Source organism: Rhodococcus sp. SMB37, assembly GCF_004345605.1.
Lineage (GTDB): Bacteria > Actinomycetota > Actinomycetes > Mycobacteriales > Mycobacteriaceae > Rhodococcus.
Genome location: NZ_SLVY01000005.1, coordinates 67,033 through 90,007, shown reverse-complemented (window position 1 = coordinate 90,007; position 22,975 = coordinate 67,033). Strand labels below are relative to the sequence as shown.

Annotated in this window: 21 protein-coding genes; 12 read left to right on the top strand and 9 right to left on the bottom strand. The window is 66.5% G+C overall.

Annotated elements, in window-relative coordinates; genetic code table 11:
- The first annotated feature begins 10 nt into the window (after nt 1-10).
- The 4 genes from ggt to EV641_RS09850 all read left to right on the top strand — a co-directional run bounded on the left by ggt (nt 11) and on the right by EV641_RS09850 (nt 5,415).
- Nucleotides 11-1,990, top strand: coding sequence for a gamma-glutamyltransferase (gene ggt / locus EV641_RS09865; protein WP_132471693.1), 1,980 nt, complete (start codon nt 11-13; stop codon nt 1,988-1,990).
- 202 nt (nt 1,991-2,192) lie between these two features.
- Nucleotides 2,193-3,371: an iron-containing alcohol dehydrogenase gene (locus EV641_RS09860; protein WP_054806658.1), complete on the top strand. Its 1,179-nt coding sequence runs from the start codon at nt 2,193-2,195 to the stop codon at nt 3,369-3,371.
- Nucleotides 3,368-4,744, top strand: a complete 1,377-nt coding sequence (locus tag EV641_RS09855; RefSeq protein WP_132471692.1) for a histidine kinase — start codon at nt 3,368-3,370, stop codon at nt 4,742-4,744. The genes EV641_RS09860 and EV641_RS09855 overlap by 4 nt, the downstream gene beginning before the upstream one ends.
- Complete coding sequence (locus EV641_RS09850) at nt 4,741-5,415, top strand: response regulator transcription factor (protein ID WP_132471691.1); 675 nt, start codon at nt 4,741-4,743, stop codon at nt 5,413-5,415. The genes EV641_RS09855 and EV641_RS09850 overlap by 4 nt, the downstream gene beginning before the upstream one ends.
- 5 nt (nt 5,416-5,420) lie before the next feature.
- On the opposite strand, the gene EV641_RS09845 is transcribed toward EV641_RS09850, so the two are convergent.
- Nucleotides 5,421-5,801, bottom strand: a complete 381-nt coding sequence (locus tag EV641_RS09845) for a helix-turn-helix domain-containing protein (protein ID WP_054806652.1) — start codon at nt 5,799-5,801, stop codon at nt 5,421-5,423.
- Between the two features lie 47 nt (nt 5,802-5,848).
- Here EV641_RS09845 and EV641_RS09840 point away from each other — a divergent pair, with 47 nt between their 5' ends.
- Entirely contained in the window at nt 5,849-6,667 is an 819-nt protein-coding gene (locus EV641_RS09840; protein ID WP_054806653.1) for an NAD(P)H-dependent oxidoreductase, read from the top strand.
- Here the strand turns inward: EV641_RS09840 and mftM are convergent.
- Both mftM and mftR read right to left on the bottom strand, forming a co-directional pair.
- Nucleotides 6,616-7,425, bottom strand: coding sequence for a mycofactocin oligosaccharide methyltransferase MftM (gene mftM / locus EV641_RS09835; RefSeq protein ID WP_132471689.1), 810 nt, complete (start codon nt 7,423-7,425; stop codon nt 6,616-6,618). The two genes, EV641_RS09840 and mftM, sit on opposite strands and share 52 nt — an antisense overlap.
- A complete protein-coding gene (gene mftR / locus EV641_RS09830) occupies nt 7,422-8,066 on the bottom strand; it encodes a mycofactocin system transcriptional regulator (protein WP_054806654.1) in 645 nt (214 codons plus the stop codon). The genes mftM and mftR overlap by 4 nt, the downstream gene beginning before the upstream one ends.
- Nucleotides 8,067-8,191: 125 nt before the next feature.
- On the opposite strand from mftR, the gene mftA reads away from it, so the two are divergent.
- From mftA to EV641_RS09795, 7 genes are read left to right on the top strand one after another with little or no spacing between them, the layout of a single operon-like run.
- Nucleotides 8,192-8,287, top strand: a complete 96-nt coding sequence (gene mftA / locus EV641_RS09825) for a mycofactocin precursor MftA (RefSeq protein WP_006553546.1) — start codon at nt 8,192-8,194, stop codon at nt 8,285-8,287.
- A gap of 40 nt (nt 8,288-8,327) precedes the next feature.
- The gene (mftB, locus tag EV641_RS09820) at nt 8,328-8,603 is read left to right on the top strand and encodes a mycofactocin biosynthesis chaperone MftB (RefSeq protein WP_241997068.1); all 276 of its coding nucleotides are present in this window, start codon (nt 8,328-8,330) and stop codon (nt 8,601-8,603) included.
- Between the two features lie 25 nt (nt 8,604-8,628).
- Nucleotides 8,629-9,873 carry a mycofactocin radical SAM maturase gene (mftC, locus tag EV641_RS09815; RefSeq protein ID WP_054714646.1) on the top strand — a complete coding sequence of 415 codons (1,245 nt, stop codon included), beginning with the start codon at nt 8,629-8,631 and terminating at the stop codon, nt 9,871-9,873.
- Between the two features lie 21 nt (nt 9,874-9,894).
- Nucleotides 9,895-11,103 (top strand): pre-mycofactocin synthase MftD, encoded by a 1,209-nt coding sequence (gene mftD, locus EV641_RS09810; RefSeq protein WP_132471688.1) that lies wholly within the window; start codon nt 9,895-9,897, stop codon nt 11,101-11,103.
- A 23-nt stretch (nt 11,104-11,126) separates the two neighbouring features.
- Nucleotides 11,127-13,046, top strand: a complete 1,920-nt coding sequence (locus EV641_RS09805) for a mycofactocin system FadH/OYE family oxidoreductase 1 (protein WP_132471687.1) — start codon at nt 11,127-11,129, stop codon at nt 13,044-13,046.
- Nucleotides 13,047-13,097: 51 nt separating this feature from the next.
- On the top strand, nt 13,098-13,910 hold the full coding sequence (locus tag EV641_RS09800) for a mycofactocin-coupled SDR family oxidoreductase (RefSeq protein ID WP_132471686.1): 813 nt from the start codon (nt 13,098-13,100) through the stop codon (nt 13,908-13,910).
- A 3-nt stretch (nt 13,911-13,913) separates the two neighbouring features.
- Nucleotides 13,914-15,881: a mycofactocin system FadH/OYE family oxidoreductase 2 gene (locus EV641_RS09795; RefSeq protein ID WP_277874486.1), complete on the top strand. Its 1,968-nt coding sequence runs from the start codon at nt 13,914-13,916 to the stop codon at nt 15,879-15,881.
- A 93-nt stretch (nt 15,882-15,974) separates the two neighbouring features.
- On the opposite strand, the gene EV641_RS09790 is transcribed toward EV641_RS09795, so the two are convergent.
- The 6 genes from EV641_RS09790 to EV641_RS09765 form a co-directional block, all read right to left on the bottom strand.
- Entirely contained in the window at nt 15,975-17,597 is a 1,623-nt protein-coding gene (locus EV641_RS09790) for an ABC transporter ATP-binding protein (protein WP_054720229.1), read from the bottom strand.
- A gap of 32 nt (nt 17,598-17,629) precedes the next feature.
- On the bottom strand, nt 17,630-18,496 hold the full coding sequence (locus EV641_RS09785; protein ID WP_132471685.1) for an ABC transporter permease: 867 nt from the start codon (nt 18,494-18,496) through the stop codon (nt 17,630-17,632).
- Complete coding sequence (locus tag EV641_RS09780) at nt 18,493-19,452, bottom strand: ABC transporter permease (RefSeq protein ID WP_054717427.1); 960 nt, start codon at nt 19,450-19,452, stop codon at nt 18,493-18,495. The genes EV641_RS09785 and EV641_RS09780 overlap by 4 nt, the downstream gene beginning before the upstream one ends.
- Before the next feature lie 6 nt (nt 19,453-19,458).
- Entirely contained in the window at nt 19,459-21,036 is a 1,578-nt protein-coding gene (locus EV641_RS09775; protein ID WP_132471684.1) for an ABC transporter substrate-binding protein, read from the bottom strand.
- A gap of 79 nt (nt 21,037-21,115) precedes the next feature.
- On the bottom strand, nt 21,116-22,075 hold the full coding sequence (locus EV641_RS09770) for a TauD/TfdA family dioxygenase (RefSeq protein WP_132471683.1): 960 nt from the start codon (nt 22,073-22,075) through the stop codon (nt 21,116-21,118).
- A gap of 40 nt (nt 22,076-22,115) precedes the next feature.
- Nucleotides 22,116-22,922 (bottom strand): TauD/TfdA family dioxygenase, encoded by an 807-nt coding sequence (locus EV641_RS09765; RefSeq protein ID WP_054717429.1) that lies wholly within the window; start codon nt 22,920-22,922, stop codon nt 22,116-22,118.
- Nucleotides 22,923-22,975 lie beyond the last annotated feature (53 nt).

The window sequence follows — 22,975 nt, the reverse complement described above, 5'->3', positions numbered from 1 at the left end:
CCGTCGGAGGATGATCTCGGGGGCGAGAATTCGGTCGGGAATCAGGGTCGCTGCTGCAGCGGCGGTGTCGCTCGCGCTCGTCGGCGCGTGCGCGTCGGGATCCGAGGGCGAGGGGGGTGACGACACGCAGGGTGCCGCCGCGACCTGTACCGCGGCGCCCAACGGCACGCCGCTGACAGGCGCACCACCGTCGCCGGAGACCGGTGACCGCGACATCTCGACGAATCCGGAGATCGCCACCGGCTATCGCACGGGCATGACCGCGGTGACCGCCGATTCGTATGCGGTCTCGACCGCGAATCCCGTCTCCACCGAGGTGGCGTGCGCGGTCCTCCGCGATGGTGGCACCGCGGCAGACGCACTGGTGGCGGCGCAGATGGTGCTCGGACTCGTCGAACCCCAATCGTCCGGAATCGGTGGTGGCGCGTTCCTGGTGTACTACGACGCCGAATCCGGCGAGGTCCAGGCCTACGACGGTCGCGAGACGGCCCCCATGTCCGCGACCGAGAACTATCTGCGGTGGATCAGCGACACCGACCGCACGGAACCCAAGCCCGACGCGCGCGCCAGCGGCCGGTCGATCGGTGTGCCGGGCGTGCTGCGCATGCTCGAGATGGTGCACGCCGAACACGGCTCGACGGGCTGGGCGGACCTGTTCGGTCCCGCCATCGAACTCGCCGACCAGGGAGTCGTGATCAGCGATCGCATGGCTGATTCGATCGCCGACTCCGCAGCGCAGCTCGCGGTCGACGACGACGCCCGCGCGTATTTCCTGCTCCCGGACGGGAGCCCCAAACCGGCGGGGGAGACGCTCACCAACCCGGCCATGGCCAAGACCCTCGGTGCGATCGCCACGGGCGGCGCCGACGCCTTCTACACAGGCGGCATCGCGCAGGCCGTCGTCGACGCGACGGCGACCGACTCGGGTGGGCGCACGCCCGGCACGATGACCCTCGACGATCTCGCCGGATACGAGGCGAAGGTGCGCACACCCTTGTGTACCCCGTACCGCGACTACGAGATCTGTGGGATGCCGAATCCGTCGTCCGGTGGTACGGCGGTGGCCGCAACTCTCGGCATCCTCGAGAACTTCGACCTCGCCGGGTTGCCGCCCAGCGACGTCGATGCCGACGGTGGTGTACCGAACGCCGATGCCGTCCACCTGGTCTCGGAGGCCGAGCGACTCGCCTACGCGGATCGCGACAAGTACGTCGCCGATTCCGATTTCGTTCCCCTACCCGGCGGTTCGCTCGACACCCTCGTGAACCCGGAGTACCTCGCAGAACGTGCCGCCCTGATCGATCCGGGTAAGAGCATGGGTGAGGCGCAGCCCGGCGACTTCGGCCCCGTACCACTCGGCGTTCCCGCGCAGAGCCCCGAACACGGAACCAGCCACATCTCGGTTGCCGACAGCTACGGCAACGTCGCATCCATGACGACCACCATCGAATCGGCATTCGGGTCGTTCCACATGACCGACGGATTCCTCTTGAACAACCAGCTGACCGACTTCTCCGCCGAGCCGGTCGACGAGGAGGGCCTGCCCGTCGCCAACCGCGTAGACCCCGGCAAACGGCCGCGCAGCTCGATGGCCCCGACTCTCGTGTTCGACCGCACGCCCGACGGCGAACGCGGCGATCTGCAGATGGTCGTCGGATCGCCCGGTGGCGCGGTGATCATCCAGTTCGTGGTCAAGACCCTCGTCAACTCGCTCGATTGGGGACTCGACCCGCAGCAGGCCATCTCCGCGGTGTCTTTCGGGGCCGCGAACACCCCGGTCACCGGGGTGGGTGGGGAACACCCCGCGATCGATGCGTCCGACGACGGCGCACACGACCCCCTGGTGCAACAGCTCCGCGACATGGGGCACGAAGTGTCCGTCGCCCCGCAATCCAGCGGGCTCAGTGCGCTCCAGCGCGACGGCGACGGCTGGATCGGCGGCGCCGATCCGCGCCGTGAGGGCGCCGTCATGGGAGACACGGGGCAGTGACCACAGCTTGCCCGGACGAGATCTGCCGCGACCGGGCCCACCCGATCGGGTAGGTCGAGCCCCCCGCCCGCCGGTCCGGTGCGCACCTGTCCTCAGCGGCATAAGCTCGAGGAATTACACGTAAGCTGGATCACAGAAATTTCGTCAGGATCGTCAGGAGTGAGCCGTGGCCGTCGTCGTGCCGGAGCCCGGGTATGCAGGGATGGGCCACCACATCGGCGAGGGGAGCCGCCCCGGGGTCGTGAAGTTCCACGCCCCCGAGATCGTGTTCGGGGAGGGGTCGCTGGTCGAGGCGGCACACGCCACGGCGCGCCTCGGTGGGGTCCGGCCGATGCTTGTCACAGACCCAGGGCTGACGGCAGCCGGCTGGGTCGACGAGTTGCGACGTCACCTCCTCGACCGGGGCCTGAGCCCCACCGTCTGGTCGGACCTGACTCCGAACCCCAAGGACTACGAGGTCACGGCAGGTCACGAGGTGTACCGGGAGGCCGGCTGCGACGTGCTCGTGGCGCTCGGCGGAGGCTCCGTGATCGACGCCGCGAAGGGTATCGCGATCCTCGCCGCGAACGGCGGCAGCATCCTCGACTACGAGGGCGTCGACCGCGCGAGCCTGCCGATCCCGCCGATGGTGATGGTGCCGTCGACGTCCGGTACCGGTGCCGACGTGTCCCAGTTCTGTGTGGTCACCGACACCGCACGCGGCAGCAAGATCACCATCATCGGGCGGTCCCTGGTGCCGGATCTCACGGTGATCGACCCGCGACTGCTCACCACCATGCCCGACGACCTCAACGCGGCAACCGGCCTCGACGCGCTGACGCACGGCGTGGAGGCATTCGTCTCCCTCGCACACAATCCCCTCACCGACCATCACGCGCTGCGGGCGATCGACATGGTCACCGGCACGCTCGTCCGCACGATCGACGACCCACTCCACATGGAGGCGCGCGCGGCGATGGCACAGGCGAGCCTGGAGGCCGGGCTGGCCTTCACCAACGCGATTCTGGGTGCCACTCATGCGATGAGCCATCAGGTAGGCGGTCTCCTCGATCAGCCTCACGGCGTCATCAACGGTGTATTGCTCCCGCATGTCATCCGATTCAACGGCGCGGCCGATCCCGACCCGTACGTCACGATCGCCGCGACACTCGGACTCGACGAAGCACGTGGACCCGCAGCCGACGCGGTCGAAGCAGTGGCCGCGCGGATCGACGACCTCTCCCGCCGGGTGGGTGTGCCGCGAGGGTTGAAGCAACTCGGAGTCACCGAGAGCGACCTCCCGCGGCTCGCCGAGGGGGCACTCCGCGACGCCTGCATGTCCACCAATCCGCGCACCGCAACCCACGCGCAGATGATCGAACTGTTCCGGACGGCGCTGTGAGCGCGCCGGACCTCTCGGCACTCACCGGCCTCAGGTCGGGAAAGCCGACGTTCTATCCTCAATATCGCGGTGCGGCAGAACGTCTCGAACGGGTCGTGTACGCGCTCGAATTGGTATCCCGAGCCCTGGTCCGCACCGTCGAGGGCCCCGAGACACTGATCTGCGCCGTTGCGGAGGCTGCTCGCGCACATCTGAGTGCCCGCTGGGTGGCGTTCGCGCTCACCGACGGCACCCTGCCGGATGCGGGGCCGCGCCGACTCGTGCTCGGGCCCGACGCCACCCCGTTCCTGGTCGACAACGTCGAAGGGCCGCCGCTGCCGGACGAGGTGGTCTCCGTCCTCGCCGATATCCGCCGCGGATCGATAGAGCAGGACGCTGAGGTCGCGCCGCATCGTGCGTTCGTACCGATCGTCCTCGACGGGGGTGTGGCCGGAGCGATCGCGGCGTGGACACCCGAGCACCGCGTCCTCGACAGCACGGATCGGGCGGTGCTGTCGATCCTGGCGAGCCAGACCGCAGTCGCGCTCCAGAACTCGGCGCTGTACCAACGAGGGCAGTTGCTGCTCCACCGCGCCGAGCAGGCGTACCAGGAAGCGAATCGTTCGGCGGCGGACCTGCAAGCGCGCAACGAAGAACTCGAGGCGACGCTGCGCGAGTTGGCGCTGACCCAACGCAGGCTCGGCGCGGCGCATCGACATCAGGCGCTCGACGAGGAACGCCACCGTATCGCACGCGAACTCCATGACAGCGTCACCCAGGCCGTGTTGTCCGCCGGCATGCAGATAGAGGTGTGTCGCAGCGACATTCCCGCCGAGGAACGCAGTGAGCGGCTCGATCTCGCCAAGGAGTTGACCCGCCGCGCCGTCGAACAACTCCGGTCTGCCATCTACGCCCTCAACCGCACCTCCGACGCCGATCGCTCGTCGCTTCCCGAGATGCTCGAGCAACTGCGAGTCGCCCACACGCCCGCGGAACTCGACATCGCGGTACGGGTGGGCGGCACTCCCGTCGAGCTGTCCGGCGACGCCGAACACTCGCTTCTCCGCATCGCGGGTGAGGCCCTGTTCAACGTCGCCGTACACGCCAACGCGACCCGGGCGATCCTGCGCCTGACCTACAGCCCCGACTCGGTGCTGCTGTCCGTCGCCGACGACGGCGACGGCGATCCCGCACGCATGCGGCTGATGTTGAAACTGGCAGACGGCAACGACCTCGACGGCCGTCATCGCGGGCTGGCCAACATGAAGACCCGCGCACACGAACTCGGCGGCACCCTCGAGGTGCGCCGAGCCAGGATCGGCGGGGTTCGCGTCGCCGTCCGGATCCCGGTTCGCAGCCCGGCTGCACCGGCCACGACGGGAGAACTGCAATGACCTTGCCGCAACAGCAAACACAGCGTGCCCATTCCGGCACGATCCGGATCGCCCTGGTCGATGATCATGCGATCCTCCGTCAGGGATTGCGGTCGATCCTCGATCGGGAACCCGACCTCGAAGTCGTGGGGGAGGCGTCCACCGACGTGGAGGCGGTGGCGCTCGTCGAACGGATGCGTCCGGACATCGTCCTGCTCGATCTGAAGTTGTCGGCAGGATCCGATTTCGAAGGCCTCGCCCTGTGCGGGCAGCTGTCCGCATCCCACCCCGGGATCGGTCTGCTCGTCCTCACCACCTTCCTCGACGAGCAGATCGTCGTCCGTGCGGTGCATGCAGGTGCGCGCGGCTACGTCGTCAAGGACGCCGACACCACCGAACTCGTTCGTGCCATTCGCGCGGTGTCGCGTGGGGAGAGCGCATTCGATTCGCGCAGTGCGGCGGCGGTGGTGCGGTCCCTCAACGGGCAGGGCGTCTCGGCCGAACAACTCACGGGGCGTGAACTCGAGGTGCTGCAACTGCTCGCGGGTGGTCTGTCGAACGCGAAGATCGGTGAGCAGCTGTATATTTCGGCGACCACCGTGAAGTTCCACGTCAGCAACATCATGCGCAAGCTCGGAGTCAGCCGGCGTGCGGAGGCAGTGTATGCGGCGAGCAAGCAGGGCCTGATCTGACCTCGTCAGAGTGAGGGCAGCTGCTCCTCGAAGTTCTTGCCCCACTCGTCGAGCCAGGCGACCGCGATGTCGAGTGTCCGCCCGAGGTCGGTCAAATCGTATTCCACCCGCGGCGGCACCTCGGCGAAGACGGTGCGCGAGACGATACCGTCGGTTTCGAGGTCGCGGAGTTGCCGGGTGAGGACCCGCGGACTGACGGGTCCGACGAGCCGTCCGAGTTCCCCGAAACGACGTGGTCCGTCGAGCAGATGCTTGACGATCGTCAGCTTCCACGCCCCGCCGAGGACCGCGACCGCCACCTCGACCGGACATACCTGCAGCGCAGTTTCCACCGCTTTCCTGTGCACGGGACCTCCAATGCTTACGTTTCTGTCACTATCGGACATGAATGTGCATACTTCACAACAGGGCTGGAGCATCAGACTATGGGAGTATGACGTCGAAAGAAAGCGTGCTGTGGGTGCACGCGCATCCCGATCGAACCTCGTTGAATCACGCCCTGTTCCGGTCCGGTACGGATCGATTGCGGTGCGTCGGCCATGATGTGATGATTTCGGATCTGTATGCGCAGAACTGGAATCCGGTACTCTCCGGCGCAGATTTCGTCGATCCGGTGGGCGACACCTTGTCGGCGCAGCAGAAGCATGCCACCGCAACGGGAGGGCTCGCTGCCGACATTCGTCGTGAACAGGACGCCGTGCGGGTGGCCCGGTACATCGTCGTGCAGTTCCCGCTGTGGTGGTACGGCATGCCCGCGATACTCAAAGGCTGGTTCGACCGCGTGTTCACCAACGGGTTCGCGTTCGGAGTGCACGACGAGCACGGACGCGTCGTCAAGTACGGGGACGGTGGCCTCGCGGGCAAGACACTGCTCGTCGTCGTGACCGCGGGTGACCGGGAGTCGGCGCTGGGTCCGAGAGGAATCAGCGGTTCCATCGATCACGTCCTGTGGCCGTTGCTCCACGGCACCGGCTTCTACACCGGAATGCGGGTGCTGCGACCGCATCTGATCGCGAGTGCGAACTTCATCGACGCGCAGGGTTTCGACGTGGAGGAGAAGCGGTTGCACGCCCGGCTCGACGAGCTCGACACCGCACCGGCAATCGACTTCCGGGCGCTACGTTCCGGTGACTACGACGCCGATCACGTGCTGTTGCCGCACATCCCTGCCGGCGAAGGTGGGCCGGGCATCCATGTGCGTCAGCCGGCGTCGATCACCAGCCAGCCACCGTGGTGCTCGAACACCTCGTAGGGCAGTCCTGTGCTGTGGCCCAGTGCCTCGAGCGCGGCGAGATCGAACGTCCGGATGTGCCCGTGGCACGCTGTTGCCTCGTCCTCGAACGGCACGGCAACCACGACGCGTTCACGTGCGACCCGCAGGGCCTCGCGCAGCACGGCGTCGCCTATCTCGTCGTCGACGTGTTCGAGCAGGTGGACGGCGGTGACGGTGTCGGAGCTGTTGTCGGGGACGGGCACGTGCGCGGCGTCGCACACGATCGTCTCGAGTTCGATGCCGAGCTCGGGCGCGACGGCGTCGAGCAGGCGCATGGTTCCGGGCAGAATGTCGGTGGCCGTCACGCGCGTACCGGCGCGGGCAAGGCGGAGCGGGAGGAAACCGAAGCACGACCCGAGGTCGAGCACGTGGCCCCGGACGAGTTCTTCGGCCTTGTCGTGGATCGGGGCGAAATCGGCTGTGCCGTCGAGTAGTTCGCCCAGCGAATTGCGGTAGTAGGTGACCCACGCATCGAGGGCGCCGGGGATGGTGGAGCGGACGAGCCCGACCATGGTCAGTTCGAACTCGTCCTGTCCGAACGCGGCGTCCTGTACCGACGCGGTGACTTCGGCGACGAGTCGTTCGCTGAGCTGGTCCGCGGTGAGTGAGTGCGTCACGTGCAACCGGTCGTCGCCGCGGTGCAGAGTGAGATCGCCGGACGGAACGTGCTCGACCGTGACGTGGTCGTGCGTCCAGCGTCCGGGAGGGCAGGGGGCGAGGGAATCGAGCACGGTCATGACAGGCCAACCTCGGTGGGGTGTGGAGCGACAGTGAGACCACTGTAGTCGAGTCCTGCTGTGAGGGGACGCATTCCGGTGGCGAGTAGCTCTCGGAGATTCGCCGCGGGGTCGTCGAGCCACGCCTCGTAGGAGGCGAGAGCCACGCCGAGGAGCAGGTATCCGTACGTGCGTGGCAGGTGGTCGTCCGGAGACGCGCCGGTGCGACGCGCGGTGAACTCGGCGACGACGCGGCGCCACCCTTCGTACATCACCGACGAGTACCCCTGGAGTGCCGGCGTGCGCAGGATCAGGCTCATCCGTGCGCGATGGCGATCGGCTTCCGAATCCGGGAAGGTGTTGAAGTCGAGTATTGCGGTGGTGAGTGCTTCGGTCAGCGGGACGTCGTCGGGGATCGCTGCGAGGAGATCCCGCATGTGGTCGAGGTGTGCATCGAAATCGCCCCAGGCCAGAGCGTTCTTCGAGGGGAAGTAGCGGAAGAAGGTCCGCCGCGCGATGCCCGCCTCCTCGGCGATGTCGTCGACGCTGGTCTCGTCGAAGCCGGCCTTCTGGAACAGCTCGATGCCGATTGCGGACAGGCTCTCCTTCGTGGTGGACGGGCGTCGCCCTACCCGAGCGGACGGTTTTCGTCGGCTTCGCATCGTTGTTTCCCTCCTTGCGTGACATTCTGCACTCAATGCCATTAGAGTGGTGAATCGGGTCACAGCGCAAGTGTCTTGTGACACCGGCTCCACCCCTGGAGCGTGAACGAACCCGAGGAGGAAGCATGTCCGATCGTGACAACGCGGTGATCGAGTCCGACCTGATCGAGGAATCCCTCGTCGAAGAGGTGTCCATCGACGGTATGTGCGGCGTGTACTGACATGACCGCGCCTGGAGCCACCGACGTGTCCCCCGAGAAAATGAGCACCGATGCGTTCGATCCGGGTGCCACCTGGCGGCTCCATCCGCAGGTAGCGCTTCGCCCCGAACCTTTCGGGGCGTTGCTCTACCACTTCGGCACCCGCAAGTTGTCGTTCCTGAAGAACACCGTCATCGTCGATGTCGTCAAGACTCTCGCCGACCATGACTCGGTGCGAGACGCGTTGCGCGCCCGCGGGATCGACGAGAGCGCCGAGGGGCCTTACGTGCGTGCCTTCGGCACGCTGGCCGCTTCTCACATGATCGTTCCCGCCTGACGTTCCGACCCAGCAAGGATTCGCCATGACGTCTCTGCTCGAACCGCCCGTTACCGCTGCTCCACCGAAGGTGGGTCGTCTCGTCGACCAGTTCGAGAAGGGCCTCGATGCCCCGATCTGCCTGACCTGGGAACTGACCTACGCCTGCAACCTGTCGTGCGTGCACTGCCTGTCGTCGTCGGGTAAGCGCGATCCGCGCGAACTGAGCACCGAACAATGCAAGTCGATCATCGACGAACTGCAGCGCATGCAGGTGTTCTACGTCAACATCGGGGGTGGCGAACCCACCGTGCGCTCCGATTTCTGGGAGCTCGTCGACTACGCCACTGCACACCAGGTGGGCGTGAAGTTCTCCACCAACGGCGTCAAGATCGACAAGAAGGTGGCCGCGCGACTGGCCGCGTCCGACTACGTCGACGTGCAGATCTCCCTCGACGGCGCGACCGCCGAGGTCAACGACGCGGTGCGCGGTCCGGGGTCGTTCGCGATGGCCGTGCGAGCCCTCGAGAACCTCTCCGAGGCAGGTTTCCGCGACGCGAAGATCTCCGTGGTCGTCACCCGCCAGAACGTCGATCAGCTCGACGAGTTCAAAGCCCTCGCCGATCAATACGGTGCGACACTGCGGATCACGCGTCTGCGTCCGTCGGGTCGTGCGGTCGACGTGTGGGACGACCTCCACCCCACCCATGAACAGCAGCGGCAGCTCTACGACTGGCTTGTCGCGCACGGTGAGGGAGTGCTCACCGGCGACTCGTTCTTCCACCTGTCGGCCTTCGGCGGCTCCGACGGTGGGGGTGGCCTGCCCGGGCTGAACCTGTGCGGTGCGGGTCGTGTGGTGTGCCTGATCGACCCGGTCGGCGACGTGTATGCCTGCCCGTTCGCGATCCACGACAACTTCCTCGCCGGAAACATCCTCACCGACGGTGGTTTCTCGCAGGTCTGGAAGACCTCCGAGCTGTTCCGTTCACTGCGTGAGCCGCAGTCGGCCGGCGCGTGCGCGTCGTGCAACTTCTACGATTCGTGCCGCGGCGGCTGCATGGCCGCGAAGTTCTTCACGGGTCTGCCCATGGACGGACCGGACCCCGAATGTGTTCAGGGATACGGACAGTCGGCCCTCGAAGGGGACCGCACCGTGCCGCAGTCGAGCGTCGACCACTCACGTACCGGTAAGCGCGCCGAGCGTCGCACCCCGGCAGCGCCGGTGCCCCTGACCCTGCTCACCAAACCCCCAGCCAAGTTCTGCGACGAGAATCCGCTCGCAGGCCTGTAGATCCCGAGGAGACCACTTCAGATGGCCAAGCCTTCCTGGCTGAAGAACCCGTGGGCCCAGGACCCGTGGTTCGAAACGGTCGCGATCGCGCAGGAGCGCGCCCGCAAACGACTGCCCAAGTCCGTCTACGGCGCATTGGTCGCCGGGTCGGAAGCCGGTCTCACGGTGGACGACAACACGGCCGCGTTCCGCGAACTCGGCTTCGCTCCGCACGTTGCCGGGTTGTCCGACAAACGTGAGATGGGCACCCACCTCCTGGGGCAGGACGTGTCGCTGCCCGTGATGATCTCCCCGACCGGTGTGCAGGCCGTGCACCCCGACGGTGAGGTCGCGGTGGCGCGGGCCGCTGCTGCCCGCGGTGTCGCGATGGGGCTGAGCTCCTTCGCGAGCAAATCCATCGAGGACGTCGCCGCGGTCAACGACAAGACGTTCTTCCAGATGTACTGGGTGGGCAGCCGCGAGGTGCTCGTCCAGCGTATGGAGCGTGCCCGTGCAGCCGGGGCAAAGGGCCTGATCATGACCCTCGACTGGTCGTTCTCCAACGGACGTGACTGGGGCAGCCCTGCGATCCCCGAGAAGATGGACCTCGGCGCGATGGTCAAGTTCGGCCCCGAGGGCGTCCTCCGTCCCAAGTGGCTGCTCGAGTGGGCCAAGACGGGCGCTGTTCCCGACCTGACCACCCCGAACCTCACGCTCCCAGGCGGGGACGCACCGACGTTCTTCGGGGCGTACGGCCAGTGGATGACCACGCCACTGCCCACGTGGGAGGACGTCGCCTGGCTGCGTGAGCAGTGGGGTGACGCCCCGTTCGTGCTCAAGGGCGTCATGCGTGTCGACGACGCCAAACGTGCCGTCGACGCCGGAGTCACCGCGATCTCGGTGTCCAACCACGGTGGCAACAACCTCGATGGCACCCCGGCGCCGATCCGTGCGCTGCCGGCCATCGCCGAGGCAGTGGGCAAGGACGTCGAGGTGCTGCTCGACGGCGGTATCCGCCGCGGTAGCGACGTCGTCAAGGCGCTCGCGCTGGGGGCCAAGGGGGTCCTCATCGGACGCGCCTACCTGTGGGGTCTCGCCGCGAACGGTCAGGCGGGTGTGGAGAACGTCCTCGATATCCTCAGCGGCGGAATCGGTTCCGCCCTGATGGGTCTCGGGAAGAACTCCATCCACGAGCTCACCCCGGACGACGTGTTCGTCCCCGAGGGTTTCCGCCGGGACCTCGGTATCTGACCGCCCACCTCGGCCCGACACAGATGAGCGCTGGCTTCGACGGTCCGACCAGGCTCACCGATCCGATCACCCTCGCCGGACGCACCGCCCCGGCGAGGGTGATCTTCGGCCCGCACGAGACGAATCTCGGTGAGGAAAGGTCGTTCTCAGGCCGTCACGTCGCCTACTACGAGCGGCGGGCACGTGGCGGTGCCGGGATCGTCGTCACCGAGGTCGCGTCGGTCCACCGGCTCGACCACCCCTACGAACGCGCACCCCTCGCGGAAGCCAGCGGTGACGGATGGGCACGGATCGTCGCTGCGTGCAGGCCTCACGGCTCTCTCGTCCTCGCCGGCCTCGGGCATTGTGGCCTGCAGGGGTCGAGCGCCTGGTCTCAGTCGGTTCTCTGGGCGCCGTCCCGAGTACCCGATCCGTCCACCCGTGAACTTCCTGCCGAGATGACCGGCGCGGACATCGATGCCCTCATCGAGGGATTCCGGCGTGCCGCGGCGATCGCCGTCGCGGCGGATGTCGACGGTGTGGAACTCGATGCGGGACCGACCGCGCTGCTGCGCCAGTTCCTGTCCGGGCTCACCAACCACCGCGAGGATGCATACGGTGCCGATCGGCTGCTCCTGCTGCGCGAGGTGCTGACCGTTGTTCGCAACGAACTCGGGACGAAACGAATAGTGGCACTGCGCCTGTCGTGTGATGAGAACGCTCCTTGGGCGGGCATCACCCCGGATGTTGCAGCCGTGTGGGCCCGCGATCTCGCCCCGCATCTCGACCTGCTCACCGTCGTGCGCGGTGGCCTGTACACACCGGAGACCTATCGGCCCGACGCGCACACCCCCGAAGCGTTCAACGACGAGTTGTGTCGCGTGATACGCCACGCCGTCGACGGCGCCGTGCCGGTGGTCCTGCAGGGCAGTGTCGTCGACCCCGATCGTGCGGCACTCGTGCTCGACGGGATCTGCGACATGGTCGAGATGACGCGGGCTCAGATCGCCGATCCCGATCTCGTGGGGTCGGTCCGCGATGGTCGACAGCCGAGACCGTGTGTGCGATGCAATCAGGCGTGCCTCGTCCGGGACTTCCGCAACCCGACCGTCGGATGCATCGGAAATGCCGAGGCAGGTCGAGAGGCACGACCGCCGGTTCGGCCCGCAAGGGCTGCCCGCGACGTGATGGTCGTCGGTGGGGGGCCGGCGGGTCTCGAGGCTGCGCGCATGCTCGCCGAACGCGGGTACCGGGTCGTGGTGGCCGAACGGGACGAACGTGTCGGGGGCCTGCCGCGCCTGATCTCGGTCGGGCAAGGGCGTGCCGACTTCGCTGCGCTCACCAGCTGGCTCGAGGGCCGGTGTCGGGCCCTCGGTGTCGAGATTCGGACCGGCACGGCGACCGTCGATACCGACATCGAATCGGCAGTTGCACAGGGAGTCGTGGTGGTGCTCGCCGCCGGTGGTGAACCCCGCCCGCCGGCGTTTCCCGTCACAGGTGAAGGCCGGTACCTCACGGCAGCCGAGGCGCTGACGAAGTTCGGCCGAACCTCGGGCCGGGTGGTCGTGTGGGACCCGGCCGGTGGCCCGATCGCCGTTGCGGTGGCCGAACGTCTCGCTGAGCTCGGGGCGGAGGTGCACTACGCGACCGTCGACCCGATCGCCGGGTCCCGATTGGAACCCACCGGCGATCTCGTTGCGGCAAATGCTCGGTTCGCGCGGGCCGGGATCACCCGACACCTCGACGTCGCGGTGTGTGCGGTCGATGGTGAAGGTGTTCATCTCGACTACCGCCACGCGAGCGGATCGACCCTGGTGAAGGGCGCGATGCTCGTCGACTGCACGCCGCTGCGGCCTGGCTCTGTGGGGGCTAGGCCGGGGATGCCTCGTATCGGCGACTGTGGTGCACCGAGAACCGTCCGATCAGCGGTCGAGGAGGGGTACGAACTGGGCCGCACACTGTAGCCTGGAGAAACTGAAACAGGTTCTACTCGACCATCGAAGGGAACGGCTGCAATGGGCGAATTCGACGGAAAGGTCGTCTTCATCACCGGCATTGCGCGCGGACAGGGCCGAAACCATGCCCTGCGGTTCGCGCGCGAAGGCGCATCGATCATCGGAATCGACGTCGCGAAACCGGTCACGGAGTACGCCACCTACGAGCAGGCGACGGAGGACGATTTCCAGGAGACGGTCCGGTCGGTCGAGGAAGCCGGCGGCAAGATCGTGGCCCGCATCGGCGACGTTCGTGACAGCGCCGCATTGAAAGCCGTCGTCGACGAGGGCGTGGCGCAGTTCGGCAGGCTCGACGTGGTGGTGGCCAATGCTGGTATCTGCACGTGGAACCGATTCTGGGAAATGCCCGACGACCAGTTCGAAGAGCTCATCGACATCAACCTCACGGGCGTGTTCAAGACCCTCAAGGCTGCGGCACCCGCGATGATCGAGGCGGGCAACGGCGGTTCCGTCATCGTCGTCAGCTCGGTCGCAGGACTCAAGGCGATGCCCGGCCAGATCAACTATGCGGCAGCGAAATTCGGACTCGTCGGACTCACGCAGGCTGCGGCCAAAGAACTCGGCGAGTTCAACATCCGCGTGAACTCCATCCACCCGTACGGTGTGAACACTCCCATGGGTACCGACGTCGCCGTCCTGAAGCTGTTCGAGAAGTACCCGTCGTGGGGTCCGAACTTCGTCCCGATCCTCACCGAAAAGCCCATCGCCGATCCCGACGACATCTCCGACTCGGTGCTCTTCCTCGCAAGCGACCGCGCGAAGACCATCACCGGAAGCCAGATGGCGCTCGATCAGGGCAATTCGAAGGTCTGACCGGTGCCGCGCGACGTGGGCGGAGCCGATTCGCAGGACACCCTGCGGATCGGCCCGTTCACGTTGCGCAACCGAATGATCTTCCCCGCCCACCTCACCAACTTCTCATCCGGCGGCACGATTACCGAGCAGCACATCGCGTACTACGAGGCACGCGCCCGCGGCGGTGCGGCCATGATCATCACCGAGGAACACACCGTGCACCCCTCGGATCGGCCCTACGAGAAACTGATCCGCGGGTGGGATCCGGCGGTGCTTCCCGGATACCGACGACTCACCAGCGCAGTGCATCGACACGGAACCCGAATCCTCGCGCAGCTCAATCACAACGGCGCACAAGGTAGCTCGATGTACACCGCACGTCCGCTGTGGTCGCCGGGAACGGATCCGGACCCGCTGTTCCGGGAAGTGCCGATGGTGATCGGTGAACCCGAGATCGCCGAACTCGTCGACGGATACTTCGACGTGGCGCGCCGATGCATCGACGGCGGATTCGACGGCGTCGAGATCCAGTGCTCGCAGGCCTCGATCCTGCGCGCGTTCCTCGCACCCGGTACCAACCCGCGCACCGACCACTACGGCGGCGATCTTCACGGACGGGCGCGATTGCTGCTCGACGTCGTGGCTGCAGTGCGCGCCGCTGTCGGCCGCGAGGCAGTAGTCGGTGTGCGATTGAGCGGGCACGACGGCACTCACGGCGGCATCGACATCGACGATGCCGTGCGAGTCGCCCGGATGCTCGAGACCACCGGTCACATCGACTACCTGAACACGTCCGTCGGAGTTGCCACCGAGACCCTGCATCTCATCGAAGCGCCCATGGCAACTCCGCACGGCTACTCCCTGTTCGTGCCCGACGCGATCCGCGCCGCGGTGTCTCTGCCGGTCGTCGGGGTCGGGCGTTTCACGAGACCGGACCAGGTTCGGGCTGCCCTGTCCAGCGGTGTGTGTGATCTCGTCGGCGCGGTGCGAGCACAGATCGCCGATCCGGACTTCGCCCGGAAGACGCTCTCCGGTCGCGACGACGAGGTGCGCCCGTGCATCGGCTGCAACCAGGAATGCATCGGCCGTGTCGGGCTGGGGCGGTGGATCGGCTGCACCGTGAACCCGCGCGCGGGCCTGGAATCGGAGCCGCTGCCCCGGCTGCGGATGCCCGGGCTCCGGGTGCTTGTGGTCGGCGGGGGGCCGGCCGGGTTACAGGCCGCAGCGACCGCCGCCGAGCGGGGCCATGCCGTGACGCTGTTCGAGAAGGAAACGTCGGTCGGTGGGCAGATCCGCACAGCGGCGGTTGCCCCCTACCGTGGCGAATTGCTCGCGGCCGTGGAGAGTCTCGAAGCGCAGTGTCGTCGGCGAGGTGTCGATCTTCGGACCGGTGTCGCCGCGACGGCCGACGAGGTGCGCGCCCAGCGGCCGGATGCCGTGATCATTGCGACGGGCGCGCGCCCGCAGCGTCCGAGTTGGGCCGGGGAGTCGCCGCGGGTCGTCGATGTGCGAGATGTGCTCGACGGACGTGCAGCGCCGACGGGCCGGGTACTTGTCGTGGACGATCTCGGATTCCACGAGGCGACGTCGGTCGCCGAACTACTCGCCGACCGCGGCTGCGACGTGACGGTGTGTACCCCCGGAATGATCGTGGGCCAGGACCTCGGCCTCACTCTCGACATGGACGGCTGGCTGCGTCGTGCTCACGAGAAGTGCATCGACAGGATCACCGACGTGACGGTGACAGGGCTGACGGTCCGCGACGAAGGGCTCGACGTGTCGCTGGCACATCACCCCACCGGACGAACCCGTGTGCTCACGGTCGACGGAGTGGTCGTCGCGACTCACCAGGAACCGGTCGACGAAATGTGGACAGCTCTGGTGGAGAGCGGGATCCGCGTGTCGCGAGTGGGCGACGCCGTGACCCCGCGCCGGGCCCACGCCGCGATCCTCGAAGGCGACCGTGCGGCGCTGGAGTTGGGAGTCTGACGTAGATGCCGCGAATGTCGGTTGGTGATTCACAATATGCGACACCTACTGTTATTTCTGACCTCTACACGTCGTCGCGGTCCTGAGAAGGTGTCAGCCGGCAAGTACGGCGTCGCCGTGTCGGCGGGCAGGATCCGGAATCGGCACCGCGTCGATGAGCGCCCGAGTGTACGGCTCGCGCGGTTTGGTGAAGACGGAATCGACCGCACCGGCCTCGACGACCGATCCCGATTGCAGCACCACGACGCGATCGGCGACCCGGTGCACCACGGCCAGGTCATGACTGATGAACAGGCAGGCGAACCGAAGCTCGTGCTGGATCTCGGCGAACAGGTCGAGCACCTCGGCCTGCACCGACACGTCGAGGGCACTGGTGGGTTCGTCGGCGATGAGCAGACGCGGTGTCAGTGCCAGGGCGCGGGCCAGCGCGACACGCTGCCGCTGTCCGCCGGAGAGTTGATGCGGGAAACGGTCGGTGAGGGCTGCCGGTAGGCGCACCGCATCGAACAGATCGAGAACTCGCTTCCGTCGTTCTGCCGGGGTACCGACGGAATGCACGTCCAGGGGCTCCCGGACACTGGCCCCGACGGAGAGCCGTGGATCGAGTGAGGTAGCGGGATCCTGCTGCACGAACGCCACGTCGCGACGTAGTGTGCGTAGCCGAGTGGCGGAGATGGACGACAAGTCCTGACCTTCGACGGATACCTGCCCGGAGGTCGCCTGTACGAGGCCGATCGCGACGCGGCCGAGAGTGGACTTGCCGGAACCGGATTCGCCGACGAGACCCACCACTTCGCCGACGTGCACCGTCAGGTCGACGGAGTCGACAGCGCGGAACGCTTCGGTACCGCGACGCGCGGGGTAGGTGACGCCCACCTTGTCGAGTTGGAGGACGACGTCCCCGGCGGGCTTCTCGACGACGGTGGTGCTCGCATGTACGGGCAGCCGCGGGACAGCGGCGAGCAGTGCGCGGGTGTACGGGTGCGCGGGTGCATCGAAGAGCGAGTGCGCAGTGTCGGTCTCGACGACCTCTCCATTGCGCATGACCACGACGCGGTCGGCGTGCTGGGCGACGACTCCCATGTTGTGGGTGATGAGCAGGATGCCCATGCCGGTGCGCTCACGAATACGATCGAGCAGTGCCAGGATTTCCGCCTGGACGGTGACGTCGAGTGCGGTCGTGGGTTCGTCGGCGACGAGCAGTTCGGGATCGTTCGCGAGTGCGAGAGCGATCGCGACACGCTGTTTCTGCCCGCCGGAGAGCTGATGGGGAAAGTGGTCCACGCGCTTCGCGGGCTCGGGGATCTCGACCTGTTCGAGAAGTGAGATCGCGAGCTTCCTCGACTCTGCCTTCGAGACCTTTCGGTGTGCACGGATGGCCTCGCGCAACTGCCAGCCTATGCGGCGCACGGGATTCAATGCGCTCTGCGGTTCCTGGAAGATCAGTGCGACGTCGGAGCCGCGATGTCGCTCGAGATCACTCTCGTCGGCGCCGATCATCTCGGTTCCACCCAGGAGGATCGAGCCCGTTGCGGACGCCGTCTCGGGGAGGAGGCCGAGGATCGCCCGCGCGGTCATGGACTTGCCTGATCCGGATTCGCCGACCAGCGCCACGACCTCGCCGCGCTCGACCTGGAGCGCGACATTGTCGACGGCGGGATGCCCGGTTCCGAAGTCGATGGTGAGGCCGGAGACGGTGAGCAGTGGTGTGGTCACGGGAAGGTCCTTGCTGGTGAGTGCGGCGGGGGTCACCGGCGACGCGAACGGGCGGCCAGTGCTTGCGAGATCAGGAGCAGGCCGAGGACGAGAACGACCACCACGACCAGCGGACCTACGACGAACAACGGTGAGTGATAGGCATTCTGGGTTCCCTCCTTGATCAGCGAGCCCAGGGACGGCGTGGGCGGCGTGATCCCGAGACCGAGGAAACTCATTGCACCTTCGATGAACACTCCGACAGACATCGCGAGCGCGAGCTGCACCGTGAGTGGTTCGAGGCAATTCGGGAGGATATGCCGGCGCATGATCCAGCCCTCATCGGCCCCGACGGACCGTGCTGCCTCGACGTAGGGTGCCTGGCGCACCGTGAGCACCGAGGTCCGCATGAGCCGTCCGAACACCGGGATCTCGGCGAGCACGATCACCGTGGCGATCGTCCATACCCCCGGGCCGATCACCATCGCCAGAGCGATGGCCAGCACGATGGTCGGGAAAGCGAGGATCAGATCGAACGCGCGCTGGACGAGCGTGTCGAGCCAGTAGTACCGGGTCGCGGCCAGTCCGAGCAGTGAACCGAGCGCCGCACCCACCGGAACTGCCAGGAACACGACGAGCAGGTCGATGCGGATGCCGTACAGGGTGCGGGAGAGGACGTCGCGGCCGACGGAGTCCGTACCGAGAAGGTGCTCGCCACCCGGCGGCTGGAGGGTGGCGCCGGGGATCTGCTGGTCGGGGGCGAACGGGGCGAGCCACGGCGCGAGCACTCCGGCCAGGACCACGATCCCGACCAGGATCAGACCGGCCAGACCGCGGCCGCGGCCGAGCGCGCTCCAGGCGCTGTCGCGATCCGCGCCCACCGGGGCGATCGGGGCAGTGGTGACAATCGTGGTACTCATGCATTGTCTCCCAGCCGGATTCGGGGATCGAGTGACGCGTTGATCAGGTCGGTGACCAACTGGATGACCACGAACAACGCCACCGAGAAGAGCAGCATCACCTGCACCACCGGATAGTCGCGGCTCGAGATGGCCCGCTCGATGAGATGGCCGAGTCCGGGCCACGCGAAGATCGCTTCCACCAGTACGGCACCTCCGAGCAGATGGCCGATCTGGATGCCGAGGACGGTGACCGAGGCGGGCAGCGCATTCGGCAACGCCTGGGTCAGCACGATCCGACGGCGAGAGATCCCCAAGGCCCGCGCCGTGGTGACATACGGTTCCTGAAGTTGGGTGCGCAGCGATTCGGTGAGGAACCGCGTCAGTGAGGCGGCGATCGGCAACGCCAGGCACACTGCGGGCAGGATCAGGTACTGCGCAGAGATGCCGATGTCATCGAGGAATCCCCTGCGGGGTGTGCCACCGGCCGGTAGGACGGCCCACACGACACCGAAGAGAACCACCAAGGCCGCACCGGTGACGAAGTTCGGAATGGCGACGGCGACGGTGCCGAATGTGGTCACGATGCTGCCCAGCCACTTGCGGTCCACGATCACCGACACGGTGCTCAGGACGAGCGCTACGGCAACAGCGAGGACCAGGGCCGACAGCGCGAGAACGAGGGTGTTCCCGAGTGCATCGAGCAGGAGCGAACTGATCTCACCGCCGAGGATCAGCGACCTTCCCGGATTCAACGTGATGATGCCGGATATCCACGAGAAGTACTGTGCAATAGGAGATCCGGTGAGTCCGAGTTCGGCGCGCAATGCGTCGATCGCTTCCGGGGGTGCGTCCGGTCCTGCGAGGACCATGGCGGGATCACCGGGAACCAAGCGGAGCAGAGCGAAGACCAGAACGGATCCGGCGGCGAGGACGATGAGCGCGGAGGGAATCCGTCGCAGAGCGTAGTTCAGCATATTCGGTCACTCACTCAGATAGGTGTCGCTGAGGTCGAGCTCGGCCTTCTTGGACCAGTCGACGCCGTGGACGTTTCCTGACATGGCGAGCCAGTTCTCGGAGGCGAACAACTCGATGAGGAACGCGTTGTCGAGCAACTCGGTGTTGAGGACCTTGTACGCGGCCTCGGCCTCGGCGCTGGTCGGATCGATGATCTGCCACGCGTTCGCGACGGCTGCCTGATAGTCCGGATCGATGAAGTTCGACGTGTTCTTCTTCGAATTGAACGGGTAGGCGCTGGTCGGAAGGGTCGCCGGCGTGTACTGCGTGTAGGTGTGGGCCGTGATCCAGAGCCCGCCGTAGGTTCCGCCGATCAGGTGTTTGAGATTGGTTGCCTGGTCCACCGGCTCGAGCCTGGTCTCGATCCCAGCTGCGGCGAGGTCCGCCTGGACGATCTGCGCAACGGCCTCGGACTCGCTCGAGCCCGTCGTGTAGGTGATCGGGATGACCGGGATGGCGCCGACTTCCGCAACCAGTGACTTGGCTTTGTCGACGTCCTGGGCGTAGGTGTCGTTGAGGTCCGCGTCGTATGCGGGGGAGTATTCCGGCCAGGGCAGACTGCCGACGGTCCCGTATCCCTGGTAGACGTCCGCGAGGATGCGATCGTTGTCCACCGCGTAGGCGATGGCCTGACGGACCCGGACGTCGCTGATCCCGGGTGCCTGGACATTCGCGCCGATATACCAGTTGCGTTCCACTCCTGTCTGGTCGACCAGCTGGTAGCGGTTGTCACTCTCGAGCTGTTCGGCATCGCGTGGAGCTATCGAGAGCAGAAGATCGAGCTGACCGGAGCGCAGCTGCGAGACCCGCGTCTGGGCGTCGGGAATGACGAGGTATTCGACACCGTCTAGGTGGGGTGCTCCGCCCCAGTAGCCCTCATTGGCCTCGAAGGTGATCGACGCGCTCGGCTTCCACTCCACGAAACGGAACGCTCCGGTTCCGTTGTACCCGGAACCGGCGTCGAAGTCGGCGATGGTGTCCTTGTCGATGATCGGCACGATGTCGAGCAGGTCGAGGATGTTGCTCGCCGGCTCAGAGAGCGTCAGGGTGAGGACGTGCGGGTCGGAGGTGTCGTACTCCGTGATCAGCGCGGCGGTACTCGCAAGCTGACCGGCCCGTATGGGATCCGCGTAGGTACGCAGGCTGAACTCGGCATCCTCGGACGTGAACGGCCTACCGTCGTGGAAGGTCACGTCGGGTCGCAACGCAAGCGTCACCGACGTGCCGTCGGGAGAGACCTCCCAGGATTCGGCCAGTACGGGTTCCGCCTCCAATCCATCCGGTGGGTAGCTGACGAGGGTGTCGTAGACCAGCCCGGTGATGGTTGCTCCCGCCAGGGCACCGGAGTAGAACGAGGCAGGGACAAGGTCGCCGCCGTCTCCGATCCGCAGCACACCACCCTCGGTGGCCTCCGCGCTGCCGGCCTCCGTCGCGGCCTGGTCGACCGCCGAGGTACATCCCGCAACGGCGAGAACACCGGCGAGGGACAGGGCGATCGCTGCGAGCACGAAGCGGTGCCGAAGGTGTGCGGGGCGGCTGAACACGGAGGGGTCCTTTCGGGAGCGGATCCGGCCACTCGACAAGGGGAGTGACCGGATCCGAAGGGGGAGAGTCGAATCAGGATTAGAAGCCGGGGAAGCGGTCGGGGCTGTCGACGACGGAGAAGTGCGAGGCGTCGCCGGTGATGATGCGGCTTGTTTCGCCGTCGACCGAGACGGGGACATCACCGGCCACGGTCACCCGGTGGACGCTGCGCTTGTGGTCGCCGTAATCCGCGATGCCGTAATGCTGGGTGGCGCGGTTGTCCCAGATGACGAGGTCGCCCGGCGTCCAGGCCCACCGCAGGGTGTTCTCGAGCTTGATGATCCGCTCCTGCAGGAGCTGGTAGAGGGCCGTCGACTCGGAGCTCTTGAGTCCGACGAACCTCTTGACGAAATGGCCGAGCACGAGCGACTTCTCGCCGGTCTCGGGGTGGACACGAACCACCGGGTGTTCCGTCTCGAACACCGTACGGGTGAAGTTCTGCATCGTCTCCTTCGTCCGTGCGGCGATGCCTCGCTGGTCGGCGTGGATCCCGGCGTAGTCGTATTCGTTGCTGTGGACCGCCCACAGGTTGTCCACGAGTGCTTTCAGCGGAGCGGGAAGCTGCGCGTACGCGGCGGTCGTCGACGCCCACGTGGTGGCACCGCCGTAGGGCGGGATCTCGACGGCACGGAGGATCGAGGCCTTCGGGATCCGATCGATGAAGGTGACATCGGTGTGCCAGCTGTTCGCAGCGCCCTCGAGGATCAGGGTCCGGTTGTCGTCGGAGGTCAGTGTCGGGTGCGTGGTGGTCGGCGTACCGAGCTTCCCGGCGAACTCGTACTGGATCTCGTCCGTGAGGTGATGCTGGCCGCGGAAGACGACCACCTTGTTGGCGGCGAGTGCATAGCGGATGGCGTATGCAGTATCGGCAGAGATGTCGCCGGAGACGTGTACGCCTTCGATGAGCGCGCCGATGTTCTCACCGAGTTCGGTGACGGTGATCCCGCCGGCCGCATAGATGTCGGTGGCGGTGCTGGGACGGGTTTCGACGGTGGTCATGTGCATCTCCTCGTGTGATGTGAAGTACTCGGTGACGGGGTCAGCGGGCGGCGACGGGGGCCTCGGGGGCCACCTCGATGCGATGGATGCGGCGCGGCTCGTGGCCGTAGTCGTAGATCGCGTTGTGTTGGACGAAATGGTTGTCCCAGATCGCGATGTCGCCGACCTGCCAGCGGCGGCGGACGGTGAGTTCCGGGCGGATCGAGACCGACACGAGCAGTCGAAGAAGTGCTTCGCTCTCGTCTGCCGACAACTCGTTGATGTGCGAGGTGAACAGATCGTTGACGAACAACGCCTGGCGGCCGGTCTCCGGATGACGGATCACCAGGGGGTGCGTTGCTTCGGTCGCATCCGGCCGGGGGGAGATCCGATGTGTTGCGGTCAGACCGTACAGAGCCTCGCGGATCGGGGCGGACAGCGCCTCGAGCGCGGCGTACTGGTTCGACCACAGCGTGTCACCACCTGCAGAGGGCAGCACCTGCATGTGCAGGATGGAGAACCGCGACGGCGCGGCCCGCCACGACACATCGCAATGCCAGCGGTTCGCCTGATACGCGCTGCCGTTGTCGGTGCCGATGACGCTGATCTCGCGATAGCCCTCGGACTCGAGATTTGCCAGATGCTGGTGCGGATACACGATTTCGCCGAAATGCTGCGAGAAGGTCCGGTGAACGGCCGGGTCGACTCCCTGGCCCGGGAAGAACAGCACACAGTGCCGAGTGAGCGCGTCCTTGACTGTGCTGACGTCTGCGTCCGTCAGCGAGTTCAGACGCAGTCCGTGGATCTCGGCGCCGATGGCCCCGGCGAGGGGCACAACGGTCACAGTGGGTTGTTCGAGCGTGGTCATCGATCGGGCCTCTCGACGCATGGCGGGTGGTTCAACTAGCGTCAAAGTAATTC